This window comes from Bradyrhizobium sp. CCBAU 45389 (assembly GCF_028128625.1).
Lineage (GTDB): Bacteria > Pseudomonadota > Alphaproteobacteria > Rhizobiales > Xanthobacteraceae > Bradyrhizobium > Bradyrhizobium liaoningense_B.
Genome location: NZ_LBIY01000090.1, coordinates 126,395 through 148,320, shown reverse-complemented (window position 1 = coordinate 148,320; position 21,926 = coordinate 126,395). Strand labels below are relative to the sequence as shown.

Below are 21,926 nucleotides of genomic sequence, written 5' to 3'. Positions count from 1 at the left end.
TACTGATGATTGAAGAGAGATTCGATGCGATCGTGGTCGGAGCCGGTATGGCCGGCAACGCGGCGGCATTGACGATGGCCAGACATGGTATGAAGGTGCTGCAGCTCGAGCGGGGCGAATATCCCGGATCGAAGAATGTGCAGGGGGCCATCCTCTATGCCGACATGGTGGAAAAGCTGGTCCCCAAGTTTCGAGAGGAGGCGCCGCTCGAGCGTCACGTGATCGAACAGCGGTTCTGGATGATGGATGATCGTTCCCATGTCGGTATGCACTACCGTTCGGAGGACTTCAACGAGGAGCGGCCGAACCGCTACACGATTATACGTGCCCAGTTCGACAAATGGTTTTCTTCCAAGGTGCGGGAGGCTGGCGCGATCGTTCTGTGCGAGACGACCGTCACAGAGCTCGCGCAGGACGACCGTAAAAGGATCGTCGGTGTCCGTACAGATCGCCAAGACGGGGAAATACATGCCGACGTCGTCGTTCTGGCCGAAGGCGTCAATGGTCTGCTCGGCACGCGTGCGGGCCTGCGCGCGCGTCCGACACCCGATACCGTTGCGCTCGCCGTGAAGGAAATGCATTTCTTGCCTCGTGAGACCATTGAAGCGCGCTTCAACCTCAAGGGCGATGAAGGCGTCGTGATCGAGGCTGCCGGTACGATTTCCCGCGGCATGACTGGGATGGGTTTCATCTACGCCAATAAAGAGTGCATTTCGCTTGGCATCGGTTGTCTCGTCGCCGACTTCCAGCGCACGGGCCAAACGCCGTACGGCCTGCTCGATCAATTCAAGAGGCACCCCTCTGTGGCGACCTTGATAGCAGGGTCGGAAGTAAAGGAATATTCGGCGCATCTCATTCCCGAAGGCGGGTACAAATCAATCCCGCAGCTTTATGGGGAAGGCTGGGTCGTAGTGGGCGATGCGGCCCAACTTAACAATGCCATTCATCGTGAGGGCTCAAATCTCGCGATGACCTCCGGCCGTATCGCCGCCGAAGCGATCGGACTGATCAAATCGCGCGGTGAACCGATGACAGCAGCAAATCTGTCAATCTACAAGAAGATGCTGGACGACTCTTTCGTCATCAAAGATCTGAAGAAGTACAAGGATTTGCCACCCCTCATGCATACCCACTCCCAAAATTTCTTTCTCACCTATCCGCAGCTCATCTCCAAGGCGATGCAGAACTTTGTGCGCGTCGATGGTACGCCCAAGGCTGAGAAGGAGAAGGCGAGCCTGAAATCCTTTGTCAAGGCGCGGTCATGGTCAGGTCTGGTCGGCGATGCTTGTCGTCTTGCCAGGGCCTGGCGCTGACCGTAACAGTGTGAAGCCCAGCAATGGAACGCAAAAGCATGAATGTCGAACCCTCCGTGCGCGTCGAAGACAAGCTGTATTACAACCGCTATCTTGTCGACGTCGGTCACCCTCACGTCAGGATCCGTGCGCACAAGGCGCCATCGCCGCAGCTCCTCGCACTTTTGAAGGCCTGCCCGGCGCGATGCTACGAGCTCAACGACGACGGCCAAGTCGAGATAGCAGTTGACGGCTGCATCGAGTGCGGTACCTGCCGCGTGCTCGCCGAGCCGACCGGCGACATCCAATGGAGCCATCCGCGCGGCGGATATGGCGTTCTGTTCAAGTTTGGCTGATGAGAGGATGCGGCAGTGGTGGGACCAAGTTTCGCGTAATCTCACCGTATCCGCGGCGCGTTCACCGTCAGTTGGATGGCGCCGGGTATTCGAGCAAGACACGTCATGGGGACGCTGCGCAAGGCATGAGTTGCAGATATCACGCTCGTTCGGAACCCGCAAAGGGCTGGTTGTGGCGCCACTGAGTAGCGCCACAATGCCCTGGAGCGGATGGCAGAGGAAAGATCAGTCTCCCGCCTGAGGGGAGACAGGCCCTGCGGCCTCGATTGCGATCGCCACTGACTGTATGATCGCAGCAAAGCGCACGGCGGTCTGGATCACTTCCGAATTCACGCCCGCGGCTCTCAGTGTCTTCTCATGGGCATCGATGCAGACACCGCAGCCGTTTATGGAGGAGACAGCAAGCGACCACAGCTCGAAGTCGGTCTTGTCCACGCCGGGATTGGCGGTCACGTCCATACGCAGCCGCGGCGGCATCGTCTTGTATTCCGGGTTGGAAGCGAGGTGAGCGAAGCGGTAGTAGACGTTGTTCATTACCACTAGAGCCGCCGCGGCTTTCGCTGCAGCGATCGCTACAGATGTCATCACGGCGGCGGCTGCCGATTCGACCGCGGCCATCAGAGCTGAATTGCGGCTGGCAATGGCGCTCGCCAACAGCACCCCGTATTTTCGTTGCGGCGAAAGCGTCTCATCGGCCACCAAGGAGGTCAAGTTAAGCCTGACATCCTCCGCGAAGTCGGGAATCCTGTCATATATTTGTTCGATCGACGACATGCGGCGTCAAGCAACTTTCAATGTTTCGCCGCCGATTTCGCGGTTGCAGGGACAGAGCTGGTCGGTTTGCAGTGCGTCCAGAACGCGGAGTGTGTCCTTAGGACTGCGCCCGACGCTGAGATTCGTCGCATAGATGTGCTGGATCGTGTTTTGGGGGTCAACAATAAAGGTGTAACGATAGGCAACCCCTTCGGGTGAACGCACACCAAGACCATCGACGAGCATTCCCTTTGTGTCGGCAAACTGCCAGATTGGTAGATTATGCAGGTCGACATGTGAGCGCCGCCAGGCGAGCTTGCAGAACTCGTTGTCAGTCGAGCCACCCAGTACAACCGCATCGCGGTCAGCGAATTCCTTGGAAAGGCGGGCAAACTCAGCGATCTCCGTCGGGCAGACGAAGGTAAAGTCCTTGGGATAGAAGAAGATGATCTTCCATTTTTCCGGAAAGCTCATTTCGGTCAGCGTCTCAAATGCACTCTGTCCTTCTTCTTCCTGCGCTTGAAAACCGGGCTTCACGCCTGTGATTTCGAACGGCGGCAACTGACTTCCAATTCCGAGCATGCTGTCCTCACACATTTCGCTTTTTTGGATCGTGAACTCGCTGGTGGAGCAAACTATATGCCACCCCTTCTTAGGACGGGAATGGGCCCAACAAGACAAGCCCAGCGGCTTGGTTACAGGCATGCTCGCGCGCTTGGTGCCTCGATCCCGCTAAGCTGGCGGTCATCTGGAGCACCTGCACTCGCACACAACGCGTTGGGGCCACCCTGAGAAACACCCCCCTACGCCAGCGGACGAATGCCTACGATCGCGGTGCCTTTGAGCTCGACAGTACGCGAGCGCAGGCTGGGCGGTTGGCGCGAACACGGCAGCCAGTCCTGAACCGTAGCATCTCGTTCTCAACCGACGGGCACTGCAGAGGCGACTAGGGGTTGACGTCGGCTTGGGCTATTTAGCGGACGAAGCCGGTTGAGCTGCGACGTCTCGCCATTGAAGGTCCACAATCAGCGCGTTCGCAAGGCATCAAGGTGGCCAGGAGCCAACGCCCGAGCTAAGGCGGCTGCCGGAGATGGCCAACGAGTCCGATGGACGATTTCCGAGCCGACGTACTCGGCAGCCTCAATGTCACCTTCAAGTGGTCCGGTATCGTTGTGACCAATAACCGCAGCTGCCGCGCGCCGCCGCTTGAGATATCGAACCACTGCTGCTGAAAAAGTCGACGATCGCAAGGCAGCAGCGTGTCAACGTTCGCGGTGAGGCTCGCCAGCCGGCAAGGCAGTTTTCGGAACGTCTGTCAGGACTGGTACGCCTCGGGTTATGGTAACGAATTCGGCGCGAAGGCCCCAGCCAGCTGTTTCTCGTTGTTCGGCGAATTTGCCGATCTCGAGGCTCGGCTGCCGAGTGGTTGGGAATTCTAGATCTTGTCCCGTCGCAACGTCGATTGCGAGCATAATGTGTGTGCCATTTGCTCGCCTCGAGTGTCGCTGCGCCTGCGGCCGACGCCCACGCCTTGCTGCGCGATATCGCGAGCCAATTCGGCCGGTAGCCTATCGACATCGTCTTTTGGAAGGTAGAGAACTGCCCACGAGACTATTCGGATCTATTTCATCTAGATCACGGCCGGGGTCTTGTTGGTGTTTCTCTCGCATCCGGGCATACCTGAAGGTGCTCATGCGGATGCGGCGGGCGTTGCAAGCAACCGCTCGGCAGCCCGAGCGGAACGGCGCGCGCGACCTCCGCGAATACTTCCGCTCCAATGCCGAGCCGTAGCACATCAAAGGAGCGGCGCGTGATGCGCGCCAAAAGCGGCACGCTAGAACGGCCGGTTTCAAGGATCAGAACCAAGGTGACCTCAGCCTCGCCGTGCGGCAGGGAGGCTGTTATGCGTGCTCGAAATACATTGAGGATAGAGCTAGCGCGCGGACGTTCGCACGCAATGCTGACGTCGTCGGCAGCGATGCGCAGCCGCAGCTGCACGCCTGGTCTAAGCGGCACTCCGGGTATCAGAAAGCGCGCAGTCTTGAGGCGGAGCATGATCAGCCCATAGCGCCCGTCATAACCGCCGACCACCGTATCAAGACAGACTGCCGCTTCGCCGCGCCTGGCAAGCGCCGGATCGCCCTGAACGACATTGAGCGGACCGGCCGCAGTCACGGCGCCATCTTTCATCATGACGAGCTGATCGGCAATACGCTCGATATCAGCGATGTCATGGCTGATGTAGATCATTGGCAATGGAAGCGTTTGCCGCATGCGTTCGAGAAATGGCAGGATCTCGCATTTGGCGGCGCGGTCGCGCACAAGAAGCGGATCGTCCAGCAAGAGCAGCCGAGGCTGGCCTAACAGCGCGCTGCCAAGGGCAAGTCGCTGTCGCTCGATCCCGGAAAGATGTGTTGGCGAACGCTCGAGCAGTGGGGCCAAGGCGAGCAATTCGACCACACCATCAAAATCGATCAGTGTCGGTTCCGATTTTGACGCGTTGTATAAAAGGGTGCGTCGTACAGACAATTGAGAGGAGAGAATCGGTGGCTGGAAGACATATGCGACGCGGCGCATATGAGGTGGTCGAAACGTCGTCTCATCCTGCCAAATCTCCCCATCAATCGCACAGAATCCATTTGGTAGACGCTGCACGCCAGCGATGCAGCGCGCGAGTGTAGTTTTACCGCACCCGGGGGGACCAAAAATCGCTGTGACGCCTTTGGCGGGTAGGCTGAATTGCGTATCCAGCGGAATGCTTGCGGGAGAGCCGTTGAAGGCAACTTCAATATAGCCCTTCTTGGCTTCTCTGATGAACCTGCGCATGTGCTGTATCTTCTCATCTGTGTCACGATCCCGGTGGCTGCAATGGAGGTGATCGCCATGCCTCCGACGATCCATTCTATTGCGCTCCAGCAGGGTGTTTTCAGCTCGCGTGAGGGACATAAGGTGGGAGGGCGGACCGCAGATCGGTGACAAGACCTCAGTCTTGTTGAGCATCTCCGAGGCGCTAGGCTCGTGGCAATCGGACGCTGTCCTGTGCGCTAGCCATTGAGAAGGAAGCGGCTTTCCAGCCGCGCGAGGTTGTCAGTCTGCTTGGCGGGCCGAGGGCTTCTGCTGAATGTTCGAATGGCGCGGCTTGAGAGGTGTGCCGGTAAGGATGTCGGATCACGCCAGGACTGAATACCGGCTTCGGGACGGAAAGTCGGCCTCGAGCATCCCAGAGTTTCGCGAGCCGATATGAAGTTTGCGCCGGTCCCCATAATCGTGGCCTTTGCACTCTCAGGTGCGAGCACCATCAAAGCCACATCAATCAGAATGAATCGAATAAGCCTCATTGGAACCCCGGTCCGCCGCCACCGCTTCCTTCGCAACTGGCTGATCCTCACCCAGCAATCGCTGTGCCGTTTCAAGGAATATCTGGGCGGCTAGTGGCAAGGCAGGCTTTGTATCGGTCTCCACCCAGCGTCTCAGATCGCTGCATCTTATTGTAAGACTTTGGACGTTCGCGTCACCAACCGCACGTGTAGGAGCTGCTAGATGGCACCCGAGGATGATACGATGCCTCTCGCAGAGGGCATGGTGCTTGGCGAATATGCGTCCGTAAAACTCGTCAATGATGCGCAAGTCCATGCCATCCGATTGGTGTATCTTCCGATCTGAGCGGAGGAGACGGTCGGCGGCCGGTCGTTTGGAAAAAGCGCTGATATCAGATGATACGCGGTGCCTGCGCGCTTAAAGCGCTTGAATCGACCGTAGCGTCAGGTTGTAGGCATTGCGAAGCAGAATGCCATATCGGGAGCCAACACCGGCACACAAGCGCTAAACGGCCGATCTCTGTTGCATCCCGGTCTTCGCAATGCGTGTTGCGCGTTGCGGGACGATGATTCGGGCCCTCTAATCATTGCGTGGGCCCGGAACAGCGAGCCAGTGGCTGCCGAGGCGTTGCAGTCCGGTAAACGGATCGCCCTCGCCGGGCAAAGAAAAATAGTGAAACATATGAGGATTAAGAGAGGTGTGGTGAATCAATTGCGACGAATGGGCTGGACTTGCAACGCGCATCGCTGTGCAGCCGCCCTCGCAGCGATCGCGATCGCAGCGACGTGGTGCACAGCACACGCTCGCGCGAGAGATCTTCGCGCCGAGGACGTCTTGGTGTCGTGCAAACCAGACGTGATCCGCTTCTGTGACCGCTTTACAGGCCGTAGCGATGTTGACGTGGCCATTTTTTGTCTTAAGGACAATTTCAAAAACTTGCGCCGCGAATGCCGACGCATGATGCCAACTCCCGCGGACGGAAACGACGGACCGAGAGAATCTCTGAATAGGCGTCCCGTAGGCCTTCATCGCGAGTGAGGGGCGGCAGTTGCGAACTCGAACGATAGTGAGATGTTCAGACTGACTGGCGCTGGGGTTTGGCCAGCGTGGTGGCAAGGCGATCGGGCTGGAGCATCAGCCTGCCGAGGTACAGCTCAACTATCTGAGGACTGATCCGTGAATCGATTGGCCTCGATCAGCGATAAACAGTGCGCCCACCCGTGTTACGAGGTTGTAGTGCGCCCCGAATTTCGATTTCGTACTGCAGCATTTGTGATTTATTCAGCGCTGCAGCATTCGGCGACTTCGAGGCATTCGTCAGAGTGCTATCGGTTCGCTGTAAGTGTCCGGCGGACAATCTGCGTCAGCTGTAGAGATAATGGGCCGGACACATGCGGGAACTCTGTACTACCACCAATCTATGGTGTCGTGGTCGGCGCTAGGTATTTTAGAGAGTGGCGAAGTCGCTTGTGACAGGTAGAAGACCATCCTGGTTTTTCTTACATTTCCCAGCTTGGGATTACCTTCGGCTGGACCGCCGGCCTGAAGGCAACAGATTGAGGTAGAAAACTCGTTTGTTAGCCGCTGATCGACTTGCCGAAGGTAACGCTTGATGCCATCGCGGCGTTCTCGATGACCGCTTCAGGGGAATCGCTTCGCCCGATCGTGGTGCTCTCGACCGAATACACTGTTGACCCCAAGGCCAAAGGAAACGCCGTCGACAAGAGCCCTTCAAAGGCAGAAAGCTGTTCAAGTAGACGCTTCTCAACGAGCTTGCGCTCCGCGCCAGGAAGACCGGCATTAAGTAACCGACGGCAGCGCCAGATTTCGTTTCGCAGCCATCTGATCTCACTTAGTGTATCATCAATCGAAGTCAAGATGTTCGTCCCTGGAGTATCAAGCATGGCGATCGTCGTCGAGCGGCCGTTCCTCGGCTTTGTATTCCTGCCGATTAGTTGAGCCGAGGACTTGCGACTTCCAGCGCCGTTCTTCCCCGACGCGGCGAGCAGTTCGGTGTATGCAACTCTTACCAATCAATATCACCCTACACTGCTCGTGTGACGATAAATCGCGGTAGATCCTCGCGTTTTCACGGCGCCGCGATCGTTTGTCGTGCACAATTCCAGCTCGCAGGCTCGGCTCAAAAGGCTCAAATCTCGCGCCCGAGACCGGGGTGGACTCCGATATCAGCCGATCCACGGGCGGGATGTCGCCGGCTGCAATGCCTGCAGTTGCTCGGTGGCGCCTGCAGAAGCGTATTCGCGCCGGTCGTGCGGGACGGCCCGATTGTGGGATAACACCTCGTTTCGGTCGGCCGGTGGAGTGTCAGCGATAGTGGGGGACTACCAGTTCTAAGATGCGCCGACCCGGCGCGTTCGCTCCATTTTGCTACTTAAGAAGCCATATCGATGAACGCAGAACAGCTCGGCGCAGGTACTCCTTCCGCAACTTCCGATTCCGAAAGCTCCCAACCGGGTTCTCCGGCCGCGTCGCAGTGGGGAGAGGCCTTGAGGGACGTGCACGCGTCCGCTGCCGAGGCGGCTCCCTGGCAGGAGGAGGTGCTGGCCGACTGGGCTGCCGAAGATGGGCAGGGGCAACATGAGGACCGGCAACAGGCGGTAAGTCGAACGAGGGCTTGGCGGGGCACGGGTGATCTCGATGAGCCGCTAGGTCTGTCGTCTCTGTCCCTGACTGCGTTATCTGCGCCCACTCTGGCCGGCGTGCGCCGCCTGAATGTCGACAACAATCAGCTGGCAAGCCTGCCCGAACAACTTCCAGCAACGCTTCAAGACTTGGACGCCAGCCGTAACCGCCTGACCCACCTACCCCGGCTCCCGGCCGGGCTCGAGTTTCTGAACGTCGACTACAATCAATTGACGGAGCTGCCCGAACCTCTTCCGGCCGGGCTCGAATGGCTTAGCGCCAGCCATAACCGGCTGACCAACCTGCCTGAGACCGTCCCGCACCAGCTGTTATGGCTCGGCGCCAGCAACAATCAGCTGACCAGCGTGCCCGAGACGCTGCTGACGCGTCTAAGCCGCGAGTCGAGCGTTAATCTGGAGAATAATCCGCTCGCCGATTGGGTGCAGGTCGGCCTGGAAACTGCGATGCACGCCGGACACTATGCCGGCCCTCAGGTTTTCATCTCGACCACGAGTGGAGCGTTGGAGGTTGCGGCGCGGTCCCTGCAAGAGGTTGCCGCGGACTGGCTCGAGGGCGAGCCCACGGTAGTGGCCGCTTGGCAACACTTCGTCCATGAGCCGGGGGCCGCGGACTATGCACGTTTCCTTGACAGGCTCCGGGGCACCGTGAACTACCATCACGAGACGTTCCGTCAGGCGATTGCCGAAGATCTGCGGCAGGCAGCCGTCAGGCCGCGTTTGCGCGAGCAGTATTTCGAGTTGGCTTCAGGAGCGAACGCGAGCTGCGAAGATCGCATTACTTTGGTCTGGAACGGCATGCAGACAGCGCGCCTGAACGCTGATGTGGAGGACGGCGTCTATGACGGGCGAGTCGGCGAATTGCTTCAGAACGGCCGCGTCATGTTTCGCTTGGAAGCGCTTGATGGGATCGCGCGCGAGAGGGTCAACTCGCTTCGTCGTGCCGATCCCGGCGCGGACGTCGATGAGATCGAGGTCTACCTTGCCTACCAGATCCAGCTGCGGGACGCGCTGGAGCTGAGGCACATTGCTCCCGACATGCGCTTCATGAACGTCTCTCACGTGACCGAGGAGGATGTGGCCAGGGCCGAGGCATCAGTGCGGGACCAGGAAGCGGCGGAATTACCGGACTATTTGGCAGCGCGCTGGCAACCATGGGAAAGTGCGGTGAGGCGCATCGCACCCCAAGTCTATACTGAAATGCAGGAGCGGCTCGTCGACGCCATGGGCGTACAGTTTGAAACCCGCTTGAATGGGCGACTGGCCGAGCATGGCCTGACAGGCGATGCCGATGCCGAGCGGGTCCTCGGCGCAGAGATACGAAACGAGATCGCCCGGGAGATCAAAAGTGCGGTCTTGCATCAGGTGCTCGGGAAACTCGACCTTGAGCTATGAGCGCCCTCCGAAGGAAGGCCCCGCCGATCCGCCTAACCGATTACAACGTGAAGAGAGTCATCGATTCTTTCGAGGACGTGCTCTTTGAAAGAGGCATTCGCGAATGAGCCACCGTCAATTGCCCATCGTGCTGTCCGTCGGGACGATTACGGTAAGATTGGAGATCCAAGCGAAGAATCGTATACAAAACTCCATGCATTCGCGTTGCGAACGTCATCGAAGTCAGGGATCAACGACCATTCGGAGCCCGGGCGAATAGATGGCGATCAGGCCGAACTCTCAAGTGGACCTTGTGCAACGTAGGCTATCGATATCCGTCCCCCGCGGTCGATCGGACTTTCGCAGCGTCACACTCGAATCCAGATCGCGAAACATGCTGTAGTTCCGTCGGATCCATTGATGCAGCTCGGTGGACCAGTCCTTCTCGTTGCGCAGATATCCAGTGAAGGAAAAGCTAAGCCGGTCTATATATCTTTTGAGGAACAGCGGAAGTGCGGAAATGCGAATCACCCGCTCGCTATCCATCGCCTCAGGTAATCCGCCGCGCAGCACGAATTCATTGTGGACGGTGATCAGCGACGTCGGCGGAATTCGCCGCCGCAGCATTTCATAAGCGCGAAGGGAGATACGGTCTGCGGCTGCGACGAAGAGGATGATAGGGGCGACATAGCAGCGCGCTGTCTCCTTCATGAAGCCAATCTCCTCGCACATCTTGAAGAATTCGTCGAAGGCGTGAAAGCCGAGGTCGATTACCTTGGCTACACGATCGTGGATGATAAGAGGGTCCATCAGCTGCATCTTGCCGTAAGTGTCGATCACATCCGCGGTCTCCGTGTTGTTGGGAAGGTAGTCGAGCAATGACGGCTCTTTCAAGTTGACATCAAACGACAGCGCTGTGCCGTTTTTCAGCAACAAGAACTCGCTCATGGCCCGAGCGATGAGGGTTTTACCGACCTGCGGGCTAGGAGAGCAGATGATGTAGATGGGGGTCGCTAACATAGCCAGCAGATCAATTTCGTTCCGTGCGTGGGCCCGACCTGAGCTCGCCAGATATGCGGCTACTTCTCGCCGGCCCGGGTGGCGGACTTGGCCCCGGCCAATTCCGTCAAGCTGATGCGATCAAATTCGCTCCAGACATTTGCCAGCCAGTGCCGGACATAGCCGCGCAGCACGAAGGAGTTGTTCGCGGGTTCATCGTTCCGTGCTTTATTTGCGACGAAGTCTATGAATGGAACGGATGCGATCTCCACCTGCTCATAGGCCATCTCGTTAAGCTTCGGTATGGTCAACTCAGTCGCATGTTTGATGCGGTGAAAATAGGAATTGTAAGTCGCTTGGTCCCACTGGAAGAATTGAGTGTCGTTAATGAAGTTCTTGACCAGGTAGTACTTTGCGCCGCTCATAAAAGTCGCGGTTTCCGCGATCTCGTCTAGCGACGCGATGGATGATCCAAGGATGTGGAACACGGCAAATGTGATCTGGCCAGACCGTGCCGAGTCCAGAAAGCCGATGTCGCGCAAGGAAGCCAGCGCAGACGACAGTAGGCCTGCGCGAGCATCGATGACAGTGACGGACAGCCCTGAATTCAAGGTATCGAAGATCTTCATCTGGTCCGTGGTCGTCGTCATGTCGACGATCTCAGTAATCCCAGGATAAAAGCGCTTCAGCGTTCCCCGAGGCCACTCTGTGTCGAATGCGCGTGTTTGCACGTTGTTCACGCTGAAGTAGTCCAGTAGCGTTCGTGATACGGTCGTCTTCCCGACTCCTCCCTTGTCCGCACCGACCACAATTACCACTGGCTTTACCATAGAAACGTCTCCTGAGACTCTCGCTATCGCCGCGCGCGAAGTGCGCAATCAGCGCGTCTCTGCTTTGGTTGCGAACATGGCGGAAAGAAGGGGCCATGAACCTTCTGTGCGAGAGTTCTGCAACTGATAGACGTTTTCAACATCAAGCGAGTAACGTCGTGTGATGATGCAGGCCCGAGAATGAGAGAAATCACTTGTAGTGGCGATTTACGTGAGGTTTGTGCCGCTGGAATGCGCGGGCCAAGAATCAACTTTCTGCCGGCGGTGATCGTTGCATTGCCATGGTGAGCTATGGAAGCCGTAGCTGCCACCATCCAATTTTCATGAAGCGAACGAGTCTCACGTTGCGTCAGATTGCGAGCTCGATGAGAGCGCAAATCAAGGCGATGCTATGCGGCCCGACTATGGATTGGCAGACAAGGTCTGCTGGATCAGATCGTCTTCTTTTCGGACGAGAGCGAATTGGCTGGCTAATTCCCGAGAGTTGACCCTGAACGACGGAGCTCTCACTCTTCTGAAGAATGTCGGGATATGCGAACGCTAAAACGCGGTGGTGACGCAATAGCAGGCATGCATCTGTTCGCTCTGCAGCGAGATTATCGCCGTCACTGAGACCAAGACCCAAGGGAGAGCTGACCGCAGGCCAACGGTGCGGCACCGGTGGGGAAGCGATATCGGATGCCCGTTAAAAGAAGCCGACGTCGAATGGTCGGAACCGGCGATCTTGTCTTGGACAGAGATTTCGCCGAGCTGCGTACTATTGGGCGACAAGGACTCTTAGTGGAATGAACGATAGCCTGGCGGGTGTGCACTCTCGTTGGGCGCTTCCTTGGGGCGGAAGACAGTGTACGCTAGGGTTTTAAGGCGCCCACTCTGACCACCCTTCGATATGCTAGGCAAGTCCGCCTGAAATAGGTTGCGAGCTGCGCGTCAAGTTCTCTTTCTCCTGATCGATCGCGCTTGACGTAATTGATCTGCAAATTCGGGCTCGGCCTAAAGCTACGTCAAGGTCTACTTCATATCGAATAACAACCGGAGCATGCTGAGGCCGCCCGCTATAGTTTGCGCTCCAGGGGGCATCGATCCTGCCGGTGCAACGGTATATAGCGCCGGCCTGGCAAGGCAATGCACGAACACTCCTGAACGCGATTAAGCCGGATACTCACCGTAACAATCGAGGGATGGCCTGAAAGGAGGGGTCGAGCTCGAAGCTGCCGCCGAAGGAGGGCCGAAAGTCGCGATCCCCTGGCGCTGCGAAGAGCTCCGATCCGGGGATCTCTGGCAGGTCGGCGATCTCTGTCTTATTGGCTAACCGGAAGATTTTAGCTTGGACTGCCGCCTTGCTTAAACGCGTTTGCGCAAAACCGGCCCGAGCGAGGGCAGGGAAACTGCGTAACCAACGAATATCTCCACGAGCAAAGGCGCGTCGCTAGACGCACTCTGCGCGCAAGAGCAAGGCGCTTGCAAGCGTCTGGGCTGCTAGAAAGCTAAATTGGGCGGCGTCGTCGGGGCGGCGTCCAGCTGATCGACGCCTGGCGGGGGTGTGGGCCCCAATGGCACGGTAATCGGCTGCGCTGCGTCCTTTGGGGAGCGGCCGACGATAACTGTGAGCAGACCCTGGCCCCACAGCCGCTGCGCCGCTCTCTTGGCGTCCTCCAGCGTCACCCCATCGATCACGGCATTCTGCTTTTCGAAATGGTCGATGGGCAGCTTGTCAAGCTGATGCTGCAGTAGCGTTCGCGCAAGCTTTGATGATGTGTTGAGAGCCACCAGTTGCGAGCCCTTCAGGTAGGACTTTGCGTCATCGAGTTCCTGCTGAGTCGGTCCTTCCTCGGCGATGTGACGGACCTGCTTCTCGATTTCTTCGACCGTTTCGCCGGCGCGATCGGCGCTGGTGCCGCTGTTGCCGAGAAACATGGCTGAATGATCCAACCAGACAAGGCGCTCACCGACGGAATAGGCCAGTCCGCGCTTCTCGCGGACTTCGCGGAAAAGGCGGGACGTCAGCCCGCCGCCGCCGAGGATGTGGTTGACGATATAGGCGGGCATGAAATCCGGCTCGCTGCGGCGGACGGCTGGACCGCCAAAAGTCACAATTGTCTGCGGCACATCGAACCGAATGAAGACCCGCTGCGGCGGCTTTGCTGCGATGACTTCGGCAACCGGCATCGCTTCCGCGTTGCTCGGCAGGCTGCCAAAGGTCTTGTCGAGCAACTTGCAGACGACCCCTGCATCGACGTCGCCGACCACTGCGATTTTGAGCGTGTCTTTTGCGATCACGCGTCGGACATAACCCTTGAGATCCGCGACCTCGATCTTCGGCACGCTTTCCAGCGAGCCTTCGGCTGGGCGAGCATAAGGATGATCCCCAAACGCGACTTCGAGGAACTTGCGATGACCCAGAGACGAAGGATCGGTCGATTCGTGCCGAAGGCGCGCGAGCACAATAGCACGGATCCGTTCGACGTCGGCTGCGTCGAAAAGCGGCGAGGTTAGCGCCATCCGTAAAAGCTCGAAGGCCTCGTCCGCGTTGTCCTTCATCGTGCGCAAGGCACCGCGGAAGTGATCATGGGTCACGTGAAAATGCAGCTCAATAGCACGACGGTCCAGCCGCTGATGAAAGGTCTTGAAGTCAAATTCGCCGGAACCTTCCTTGAGCAGGCCAGAAACCATGTGGCCTACGCCAGGTTTTTGAGCGGGGTCCTGAGTCGCGCCGCCGGTGAAGGCATATTCCATCGAGATCACTGGGACAGTGGAATCCTGCACGAACCAGGCTTCAATACCGGAAGGCGAAATCAGGCGCTTGATCCTGGTCCGATCAAGTGACCTCGGGGCTGCAACCGAATTTGGCGAAGCGAGCGTCGTGATGGAGAGCGAGGTTCCCCCGAGGAGGATCCCACGTCGTGTGCAAGGATGGATCACTAGAGCTTCTCCTAGTGTTGTGGAGTGGACTCTTTGATGAGATAGCCGGTGACAGCTCGTTTCTTGTCGAGCCATTTCTACACGACCTCGTGCACCTGCTGTGCACTGACCGCGCGGATGTGGTCCGGCCAGCGTTGAATATCCTCGATGCACAGTCCCGTCGTCAGGCCGCGGCCATACCAATGCGCGAACATTTCCTGACTATCCTGAGCGTATGTGACCTGCGCGATCAGCCGCGCCTTCGCCCACTGGAGATCTTCGATGCTCGCGGGAGTGCGTGCAACGTCGGCGATTACCTCGTCGATGGCGCGTTCGATTAGGCCGAGGTTGACGCCAGGTTTTGGTATGGCGGAAATCTCGAATAGCGAGGGATCGAGCGCGGCAGAGTGGTAGCTCGCTCTGGCAGTGACCGCGAGCTGCTTTTCGACCACTAGCGAGCGATAGAGATATGAGTTGACGCCGCCGCCCATCAACTGCTCGAGCACCTCGAGCGCTGGACTCTCCCCAGCGACGGCGGTGCGCGCCGACGGTACGAGATAATAGCGGTGCAGGGCTGGCTGCTCGACGCGGGAATCGGCCAACGTCACTCTGCGCTGCGCGGCCGGCGTCGGCTCCTGCGGCCGCAGGCGTTCCGGGGCAATCGATGGTTGAGCGGGGATGGCGCCAAACGTCTCCTTTACCATCGAGCGCACTTCCTTGGTGGCTACGTCGCCAGCGACGATCAGGATCGCGTTGTTCGGTGCATAGAAGCGCTTGTAGAACGTAAGGGCGTCCTCTCGCGTAAGCTTTTCGATTTCCTGGCGCCACCCGATAATAGGGTGGCCGTAGGGGTGGTTGAGGTAAAGCGCAGCCATCATCTGCTCAGCAAGCCGGTTGCCGGGATGGTTGGCAACCCTCATATTGAATTCCTCAAGCACGACGTCGCGCTCGGAAAGTACGTTCTCGTCCTTGAGAATGAGACCGGTCATGCGGTCGGCTTCAAATTCCATCATCGTGCCAAGGTGCTCGCGAGGTACGTGCTGGAAGTAGCTGGTGAAGTCGAATCCGGTAAAGGCGTTTTGATAGCCGCCGGCGCGCAGTACGGCCTTGGAGAATTCATCCGCCGGATGTTTGGAGGTACCCTTGAACATCAGGTGTTCGAGGAAATGCGCAAGCCCCGATTTGCCGGGCGGTTCATCCGCGGAACCGACCTTATACCAGATCATCTGAGTCACGACAGGTGTGCGATGATCCTGGATCACAACCACCTGCAGGCCGTTCTGAAGCGTGAAGCACGCTGGTCGATCTGATCTGACCGTGCCGGCATAGACGCTAGCTTCGTCAGGACGGTGCAAGCCGGTGCTATCATCCGTTCTGTGCTCAACCGCCGGCCTGATGCGCGTCGTCGAGTCCAAGGCTTCAGCGGCGGTGCCTGCCGCCTTGGCGGTGACCGGAATCCGGCTCTTCATGGCATCGCCTTTCGTTCCATACTGGTCGTTATGGTGGGAAATCCGACAGGCGTGCAGCGGCGCCTCGTCTTGGCAAACAGCCCAGCAAGAACCAGACCAATCGCCGGATGGCGCTTGCGTACCCAACGGGTACAACACAGAACCGGCGCGTAGTATTGTGGCCGAATGTAAACGTCGACATGTCGTGAACACTACCTTGCGCACAACGTGTCAGGAGAACTTGGCGGCTCGTGGAGACTTGGGGGTCAATCAAGCGCGATATATGATTGCTAGCACAACACCCGGCAGCTTGCCGTCACACGTCTCGGTCTACACGATGAGTGGCTTGACGATATTTCTCGTGGCCGCGAAGCGGGAGCCAGCGAGCAGCTGCTCTGAGTACACTGCGCCGAAGTAGTCCAGGATGAACGTGCGACAACAGCTTAGATTATGGGCCGCGCGGATCAGGTGGCGCGGGGGAGCGCGATTGAGAAGATTTGCCGCAAAAGCCCATCGGTTGTTGACGCGCGAGGTAAACAAATGCTCAGCGATAGCTTCGATTAGACAGAGGAAGTCACTTGCGTGCCGTCGCGGTTTACGAAGGCAAAGGGACTCACCGTCCTTAAATCACCTGCCAACAAGTCACTCAGATTAAGGATATCAAGGGCACCGCAGATCGCGGTCATGTGATTTGCGGTTGCAAGCCGGAGCCTGGTTGGCGCATGTTAACTACTTCGCTATTTCTCCTCTCTCTTATCTGAACGAGCCAGAAGGGCGTGGATGTAGCAGTGCCGAGCGGGTTTGATGAGGATGTGTTCCCCCCGGAGGACGTTCATGCCGGCAAGATTCTGCCAACCAATCATGCCGTCCGCTGCCGGCGGCTAAAGGGCTGAAAACGGTTTGCGAGCAAGTTTTTACCCGGGAAGGCAGAGGAGGAGATTCTCACATGGCCGAACTGGCTGTCATGGAGATCGTGCGCCGCCATCGCGCGCTATAGCTTCGCGGTGCCGATAGACCGCGTCATTTCGGCTGATACAAGGAGGCTCTTTGCTGGCGCAAGCTGCAGATCAGGAGGAACACGAGGCTGCGGAGTTCGAGAGATAATCGATCTGCTGCTCGTCCGGCTTGATTCCGCCAGACGAAAGGACCCACAGCGCAGTTCAACTCCGCCTGCGGATACGGAAAAGATGTCGGTGCTCAAGAGTACATGCAGCAGGAAATGAGATGGAGGCCTGATCTTGCCCCGCCGAACCGGCCAATTGCTCTTCGTGTGATGCCTGTAGGCTCTACATAAAGTCATATTCATCATCATACGGATCGTTCGCGGGCTTCGCTACACTCTCGGTATACTTGGCATTGCCACTGTTGTCCTCAGTCGCGGCAAGATACAAAGGCGGTTTACCCGCCCGCTGCCAATTGCCGCCTTCGTTCTTCCATTTGTCATCGTGCTTGGTGGGGTCTAGCACCATCATCGAGTCACTAACCTCAACAAAACCCAACGCTGCTGCGCGGGCTTTCGCTTCCGGATTAGAAGAGTGGGAGAGAACGAGCGGTTTGTTTCCGTCGATCTGGAGCTGATGTTCAAGCAAGATATCGCCCGCGTTCTCGACGAGCGGATGAGTAACCCGGAAAGCTATTGTTGAGGTGATTTCATCTCGCCCAGGAAATTGATTGCGCCAATCATTGTTGCCCTTGAACAGCTCACTCATGTGGCCTCCGGGTTCCGTTCTCAGAAGCCCGACGCTTTTGTTCCCAAGCTGATAGCTGAAAAAACGCGCTTTCTCCGAAATAGACTTCATGCCGAAACGAAATGCAGTGTCCGCTGTGCGTTGAGCCTTTTCGGACACCCAGCGCGAGTATCGCTGCGGATTGGCAGCAATATCCTCTATGTCTCCTCCATAAAAATCTGCCAGCTTATTCTCAAACGAAGATTTTGAGATCTCAACCACCGGCCGCTCGTCAACCAGCGCGTATGGCGGGACTGCTGCCAAAGATGCATCAAAGGAGGAGCTCGATGGCGCCAAATTCAGAGCAGAGAATACATCCGAGAATCTTTGGCTATCGGGGTAGGAGTCTTCGTCCGAGCTCGTTCCCATTTCATCGAGCTCGGACGCACGTTCGCTGTTAGATAGAGTTTTAGTGTTTTGAAACATAACACGTCCTGTTTATGTCGGCGAAGGCCGCGCCGATTGGGGTTCCGGGCTCATAGCAAGCCGAGCTGTCGGCAAGCTGACAGCTAAGCATCACGCTTCGCTATTCCTGCCCGCTCTTGATTGCCTTATCTTGAACGAGCCAATGCTTTCCGGCTGCCCCCCTGCGGTGCTGCGCTGGCATCGCCGGCGTCCATCTTGCCTTGAAGGGCGAGGGACAGTCCGAAATTGTTGCGCAGCATCGGGTTTGCAGGTTCCGCCGCGAGAGCTTGGCGGTATAGCTCTTGGGCTTCCTGGTGCCGACCCTCGTGATCGAGAACAACTGCTTTGGCATTCAATGCGCGCAGGTCGCCAGGGGCTGCCAATAACACGCCGTCGAGCACCTCGAGCGCATCATTCGGACAGTTGCGTGCCAGTAGGGCTCGCGCAAGAGGAATGGCCGCATCAATGTTGTTCGGCTGTTGCTTCAATTCGTCGCGCAGAGCCCCTTCATCAGCATCTCGGCCGAGCGCGAGCGAAATGCGCTCGCGCGCGGCGGGGTCGATCTCTTTGCTGTCTGCGAAGTCTGATGCGGACGTCTGCTGCGGTGAAAAGCCATGTTTGTCTGCGGTAGCGCAACCAGCGAGCAGCACAACAGTCAGCATCGCAAGCAGAGCCGGCCGCAGCCTTGGACTGGCGGAGCAAAGATAGCGGCAGCTGGTGTGGTTAGATTTCATCGGCTACTCACAAGGTGGTGCTGCGCACTCTTAGCTTGCAGTTGTTAGGAGCCCTCCCGAGGAAGGCGCCTTGGGAAGCTTGACGGATCCAATCGGTTGGATCGTGAAGTCCGCGGCGAGATCTTGATAGGACAGAACAGGCAGATCGATCCCGTTGCGCGTAAGAAAACCGCGTACAAAACGCCGGATATCCATCGAACCGAGGACGACAGGCTGACTCTTACTTTCCGCGATGGTCGCGTGGATCTGACGAAATTGTGCAAGCAGCTTTTCGCTCTGCCATTCGTCCAGGACGAGGTATGGGCCGACGGCCGTTTCCCGTACTGCGCCGCGGATGATTTCCTCGCTCTCACGCTCAATGATAAAGGCGACGACGACGCGATGGGCGTTAGCATACCGAAAGCAGATTTGCCGCTTTAAGGTAGCACGAACATATTCGGTGAGAAGGACGGCGTTTTGCTCGCGTTCGCTCCATTCTGCCAATGCCTCGAGGAGCAAGCGGGTATTGCGGATTGGAATGCCCTCATCGAGCAAGCGGCGTAGGACCTCGGCGATCCGAGGGACCGTGGCTGTACGCAGCACCTCCTTCACCAGATCGGGATATTCCTGCTCCATCCGAGCGAGCAATTGGCGGGTTTCCTGGATACCCACCAGGCGCTGTGCATAGCGCGTCAATGTGGAATGCAGACGTAAGGCAAGAACTTCGCTCAGCCGATGATATCCGATTCCGGCGGCCTTGAGCGCCGCTGCGTGCCGTTCTTCGATCCAGACCCGATTCGTTTCAGGGTCTTGCTGAAAGGGGATGCCGCTCAATTCGATGTTCGCCACATCGTCGTTGAGTGCCAGGTGGCCAGGATTGATCACATCGCGCTCAACTGGCACACTATCGACATCCACTCGGAATTGCGACGAGGACAAGCTCTCGCCAATCTGGGCCGGGATGCGCGGAATAGTGATGCCAAGGTCCGCCGATACGAGCCTAGAAACACGCAAAATGCTCTCTTCCAGCTCGTCTTTGTCGATCGAATCCGTCAGGTTCGGTGCAAGGAACAACGCGATCGGAAGTGCTTCCGCATGTGCGGTCTGCTTCTGAGCCGCTGTAGGGGGCGGCGCCGAAGCAGCGGCGCTAGCTCCTATGTTGGCGGGGAGCTTGTCGCGTTTGGGGCTGACTTTGACGTAGCTTGCCGCAGCGAACAGGACGGCCAGCACGACAAAGGGCGGCAAAGGAAAGCCGGGAACGAGCCCCATGAATACCAAGACGCAGGCGGCTAGCCTAAGTGCCTGCGTACTTGCGGTAAGTTGGTGAACAATATCGGCCCCGAGTTTGAGCTTGGAGGGTCCGTTGACGCGCGTGACAATGGTCGCGGCGGTAATTGACAGCAGCAACGCCGGAATCTGCGAAATGAGCGCATCACCGATCGTCAAAAGTGTATAGTGATGCAGCGCTTCATCGAGCGACATACCTTTGGAGAGCAGACCGATGCTGATTCCGCCCAGCATATTGATGCAGATCACGATCAGCCCGGCGATCGCGTCTCCCTTAACGAACTTCATGGCACCATCCATCGCGCCATGAAGTTGACTCTCTTGCTCCAACGCGGCGCGCCGGCGACGTGCTTCGTGTTGATCAATGTGGCTGTTGCGCAGTTCCGCATCGATCGCCATCTGCTTGCCTGGTAGCGCGTCAAGCGTGAAGCGCGCAGACACCTCTGCGACGCGTTCGGCACCCTTGGCAAGAACCATGAATTGGACCATGGTCACGATCAAGAATATGACGATGCCGACCGCAATATTCCCCGAAATGACGAAGTCGCCGAAGGTGTGAATGATGCTACCGGCGTCGCCCTCTGCAAGGATCAGCCGCGTTGTTGCAATCGTTAGCGCGAGTCGAAATACGGTAGAGATCAGAATGACGCCCGGCAAGGACGAGAAATCAAGCGGTGTGCTGAGATAGAGTGCAACCATCAGCAGCAATATGGCAAAGCCAAGATTGAAGCCGATTAGCATGTCGATTACGACGATTGGGATTGGCATGATCATCATGCCGATCGCCAGAAGCAGCATCAATGCAATCATGAAATCCGGCTGGGCCGGAGCGCGCACGAAGAAGTCACGCAGAACGTTGGCCATGATAGATCCCTATTGCATTTTGACGAGGGCGGTGCTCGCGCGCAGTGACACATAGCGCTGAAAGACCTCGCGTGCCTCGGACATGCGGCCAGCGTGCCGGAGTGCGTGACTGCGCAACAGCGTCATCGGTATGCGGGAGGAGGGTTGCGTATCAAGTGCGTCCAGCCGGTCCAGAACATGCAGTGCTTCGTTGCCAAGGCCCTCGGCGATTAGCGTGTAGGCTAGAATGCGCAGTAAACCGACGTCGTTGGAATGCTCGCGGGCTGCAATTCGCAGCAGAGCCAGACTCTGTGCGCTCTGCCCGCATGCAAGATGGACATATGAGAGTGCGCAAAGCAGGTCGCGCTCCGGCCCGGAGATCGACGGAACATCGCCGGATTTGGAGACTTCTGGAACCAAGGGAGCGGCGAGATGCTGCAATCCATCAGGATCGGCCATGGCTATCCTTTGATTAAGCTGTTTTGATTTTGCCGGAGCATTAGTAACCGCTGAAGTTCCTGCTGCAGGATTGCCAAGCACTCTCGCGCCGTCTTGTCTTCCGGCGTCGCCTCCAACGTTCGCGTCAAGCGTTCCAGAAGAGGACCATGCTTGTCGGCGCGCAGTACGTCCGGATGACGGAGGCGTGGAACGACGAAGGAGAGTAGTCCGCGAGACAGATTGGGACCATAAAGCGAAGCCAATGCCGCACGTGGATCTGTCTCATTTGCCCCTGCCTCGCCTTCGAATAAAGTGACGCGCGAGATGGCGCGGACGGAATCGACCTCGAGCGCCGCTTCGCTCGTACCGTCAATTGGCAGATCATGCGAAACCGCATCCCGCCACGACGCGCGCTTCGTGCCGCTATCCGAATGGGCGCCTCCGACTTCGAGTTTATCACCTTGCGAGGGAGGCGAGCCGATGACCGCTGCGTGCTGGCCCGCATCTAATCCCTGCGATGAGGTGCCGGGCCCTACGGACTGCTGGGGCAGCCTAGCCATCGCCTTCTCCTTCTTTCTTGCA

At 57.8% G+C, this 21,926-nt stretch carries 17 protein-coding genes and 1 pseudogene; 5 read left to right on the top strand and 13 right to left on the bottom strand.

Translation table 11 applies throughout. The features are described from left to right. The first annotated feature begins 5 nt into the window (after positions 1-5). Together XH79_RS20730 and XH79_RS20725 are read left to right on the top strand one after the other, a co-directional pair. On the top strand, positions 6-1,313 hold the full coding sequence (locus XH79_RS20730; RefSeq protein ID WP_271526538.1) for an FAD-dependent oxidoreductase: 1,308 nt from the start codon (positions 6-8) through the stop codon (positions 1,311-1,313). A gap of 38 nt (positions 1,314-1,351) precedes the next feature. Beyond that, positions 1,352-1,648 (top strand): ferredoxin family protein, encoded by a 297-nt coding sequence (locus XH79_RS20725; RefSeq protein ID WP_271526537.1) that lies wholly within the window; start codon positions 1,352-1,354, stop codon positions 1,646-1,648. Between the two features lie 225 nt (positions 1,649-1,873). Here XH79_RS20725 and XH79_RS20720 read toward each other — a convergent pair whose 3' ends face one another. The 3 genes from XH79_RS20720 to modC all read right to left on the bottom strand — a co-directional run bounded on the left by XH79_RS20720 (position 1,874) and on the right by modC (position 5,227). Beyond that, the gene (locus XH79_RS20720; RefSeq protein WP_271582774.1) at positions 1,874-2,422 is read right to left on the bottom strand and encodes a carboxymuconolactone decarboxylase family protein; all 549 of its coding nucleotides are present in this window, start codon (positions 2,420-2,422) and stop codon (positions 1,874-1,876) included. Positions 2,423-2,428: 6 nt separating this feature from the next. Further along, positions 2,429-2,983, bottom strand: a complete 555-nt coding sequence (locus XH79_RS20715; RefSeq protein ID WP_271526535.1) for a peroxiredoxin — start codon at positions 2,981-2,983, stop codon at positions 2,429-2,431. Positions 2,984-4,036: 1,053 nt separating this feature from the next. Further along, positions 4,037-5,227 carry a molybdenum ABC transporter ATP-binding protein gene (gene modC / locus XH79_RS20710; RefSeq protein WP_271526534.1) on the bottom strand — a complete coding sequence of 397 codons (1,191 nt, stop codon included), beginning with the start codon at positions 5,225-5,227 and terminating at the stop codon, positions 4,037-4,039. 414 nt (positions 5,228-5,641) lie between these two features. On the opposite strand from modC, the gene XH79_RS20705 reads away from it, so the two are divergent. Both XH79_RS20705 and XH79_RS20700 read left to right on the top strand, forming a co-directional pair. Continuing rightward, positions 5,642-5,833: a hypothetical protein gene (locus tag XH79_RS20705; protein WP_271526533.1), complete on the top strand. Its 192-nt coding sequence runs from the start codon at positions 5,642-5,644 to the stop codon at positions 5,831-5,833. Positions 5,834-5,941: 108 nt separating this feature from the next. Then, positions 5,942-6,064, top strand: coding sequence for a hypothetical protein (locus tag XH79_RS20700; RefSeq protein ID WP_271526532.1), 123 nt, complete (start codon positions 5,942-5,944; stop codon positions 6,062-6,064). A gap of 1,232 nt (positions 6,065-7,296) precedes the next feature. Here XH79_RS20700 and XH79_RS20695 read toward each other — a convergent pair. Continuing rightward, positions 7,297-7,623 carry a hypothetical protein gene (locus XH79_RS20695; protein ID WP_271526531.1) on the bottom strand — a complete coding sequence of 109 codons (327 nt, stop codon included), beginning with the start codon at positions 7,621-7,623 and terminating at the stop codon, positions 7,297-7,299. A 504-nt stretch (positions 7,624-8,127) separates the two neighbouring features. Between XH79_RS20695 and XH79_RS20690 the strand changes: the two genes are divergently transcribed. Further along, positions 8,128-9,774 (top strand): NEL-type E3 ubiquitin ligase domain-containing protein, encoded by a 1,647-nt coding sequence (locus XH79_RS20690; protein ID WP_271526530.1) that lies wholly within the window; start codon positions 8,128-8,130, stop codon positions 9,772-9,774. Between the two features lie 279 nt (positions 9,775-10,053). Here the strand turns inward: XH79_RS20690 and XH79_RS20685 are convergent, their stop codons facing one another. From XH79_RS20685 to XH79_RS20645, 9 genes and pseudogenes are all read right to left on the bottom strand, one after another. After that, a complete protein-coding gene (locus XH79_RS20685) occupies positions 10,054-10,773 on the bottom strand; it encodes a hypothetical protein (protein ID WP_271526529.1) in 720 nt (239 codons plus the stop codon). A gap of 59 nt (positions 10,774-10,832) precedes the next feature. Further along, on the bottom strand, positions 10,833-11,582 hold the full coding sequence (locus XH79_RS20680) for a hypothetical protein (RefSeq protein WP_271526528.1): 750 nt from the start codon (positions 11,580-11,582) through the stop codon (positions 10,833-10,835). Between the two features lie 1,479 nt (positions 11,583-13,061). After that, complete coding sequence (locus XH79_RS20675) at positions 13,062-14,504, bottom strand: M16 family metallopeptidase (protein ID WP_442868887.1); 1,443 nt, start codon at positions 14,502-14,504, stop codon at positions 13,062-13,064. An 80-nt stretch (positions 14,505-14,584) separates the two neighbouring features. Then, positions 14,585-15,898 (bottom strand): annotated as a pseudogene (locus XH79_RS20670) (M16 family metallopeptidase); the annotation flags it as partial. Positions 15,899-17,217: 1,319 nt separating this feature from the next. Continuing rightward, complete coding sequence (locus XH79_RS20665; protein WP_271526526.1) at positions 17,218-18,084, bottom strand: Effector protein NopP; 867 nt, start codon at positions 18,082-18,084, stop codon at positions 17,218-17,220. 125 nt (positions 18,085-18,209) lie between these two features. Then, entirely contained in the window at positions 18,210-18,797 is a 588-nt protein-coding gene (locus XH79_RS20660; protein ID WP_271526525.1) for a tetratricopeptide repeat protein, read from the bottom strand. Between the two features lie 30 nt (positions 18,798-18,827). Continuing rightward, positions 18,828-20,927 carry a type III secretion system export apparatus subunit SctV gene (gene sctV / locus XH79_RS20655; RefSeq protein ID WP_271526524.1) on the bottom strand — a complete coding sequence of 700 codons (2,100 nt, stop codon included), beginning with the start codon at positions 20,925-20,927 and terminating at the stop codon, positions 18,828-18,830. A 9-nt stretch (positions 20,928-20,936) separates the two neighbouring features. Then, positions 20,937-21,365 (bottom strand): tetratricopeptide repeat protein, encoded by a 429-nt coding sequence (locus XH79_RS20650; protein ID WP_271526523.1) that lies wholly within the window; start codon positions 21,363-21,365, stop codon positions 20,937-20,939. A 2-nt stretch (positions 21,366-21,367) separates the two neighbouring features. Next, a complete protein-coding gene (locus XH79_RS20645) occupies positions 21,368-21,904 on the bottom strand; it encodes a hypothetical protein (protein WP_271526522.1) in 537 nt (178 codons plus the stop codon). Positions 21,905-21,926 lie beyond the last annotated feature (22 nt).

Bases quoted from the DNA above. Each gene is read 5' to 3' on its own strand.
- XH79_RS20730 (WP_271526538.1), top strand. From the start codon at position 6: ATGATTGAAGAGAGATTCGATGCGATCGTGGTCGGAGCCGGTATGGCC.
- XH79_RS20725 (WP_271526537.1), top strand. From the start codon at position 1,352: ATGAATGTCGAACCCTCCGTGCGCGTCGAAGACAAGCTGTATTACAAC.
- XH79_RS20720 (WP_271582774.1), bottom strand. From the start codon at position 2,422: ATGTCGTCGATCGAACAAATATATGACAGGATTCCCGACTTCGCGGAG.
- XH79_RS20715 (WP_271526535.1), bottom strand. From the start codon at position 2,983: ATGCTCGGAATTGGAAGTCAGTTGCCGCCGTTCGAAATCACAGGCGTG.
- modC (WP_271526534.1), bottom strand. From the start codon at position 5,227: ATGCGCAGGTTCATCAGAGAAGCCAAGAAGGGCTATATTGAAGTTGCC.
- XH79_RS20705 (WP_271526533.1), top strand. From the start codon at position 5,642: ATGAAGTTTGCGCCGGTCCCCATAATCGTGGCCTTTGCACTCTCAGGT.
- XH79_RS20700 (WP_271526532.1), top strand. From the start codon at position 5,942: ATGGCACCCGAGGATGATACGATGCCTCTCGCAGAGGGCATGGTGCTT.
- XH79_RS20695 (WP_271526531.1), bottom strand. From the start codon at position 7,623: ATGCTTGATACTCCAGGGACGAACATCTTGACTTCGATTGATGATACA.
- XH79_RS20690 (WP_271526530.1), top strand. From the start codon at position 8,128: ATGAACGCAGAACAGCTCGGCGCAGGTACTCCTTCCGCAACTTCCGAT.
- XH79_RS20685 (WP_271526529.1), bottom strand. From the start codon at position 10,773: ATGTTAGCGACCCCCATCTACATCATCTGCTCTCCTAGCCCGCAGGTC.
- XH79_RS20680 (WP_271526528.1), bottom strand. From the start codon at position 11,582: ATGGTAAAGCCAGTGGTAATTGTGGTCGGTGCGGACAAGGGAGGAGTC.
- XH79_RS20665 (WP_271526526.1), bottom strand. From the start codon at position 18,084: ATGTTTCAAAACACTAAAACTCTATCTAACAGCGAACGTGCGTCCGAG.
- XH79_RS20660 (WP_271526525.1), bottom strand. From the start codon at position 18,797: ATGAAATCTAACCACACCAGCTGCCGCTATCTTTGCTCCGCCAGTCCA.
- sctV (WP_271526524.1), bottom strand. From the start codon at position 20,927: ATGGCCAACGTTCTGCGTGACTTCTTCGTGCGCGCTCCGGCCCAGCCG.
- XH79_RS20650 (WP_271526523.1), bottom strand. From the start codon at position 21,365: ATGGCCGATCCTGATGGATTGCAGCATCTCGCCGCTCCCTTGGTTCCA.
- XH79_RS20645 (WP_271526522.1), bottom strand. From the start codon at position 21,904: ATGGCTAGGCTGCCCCAGCAGTCCGTAGGGCCCGGCACCTCATCGCAG.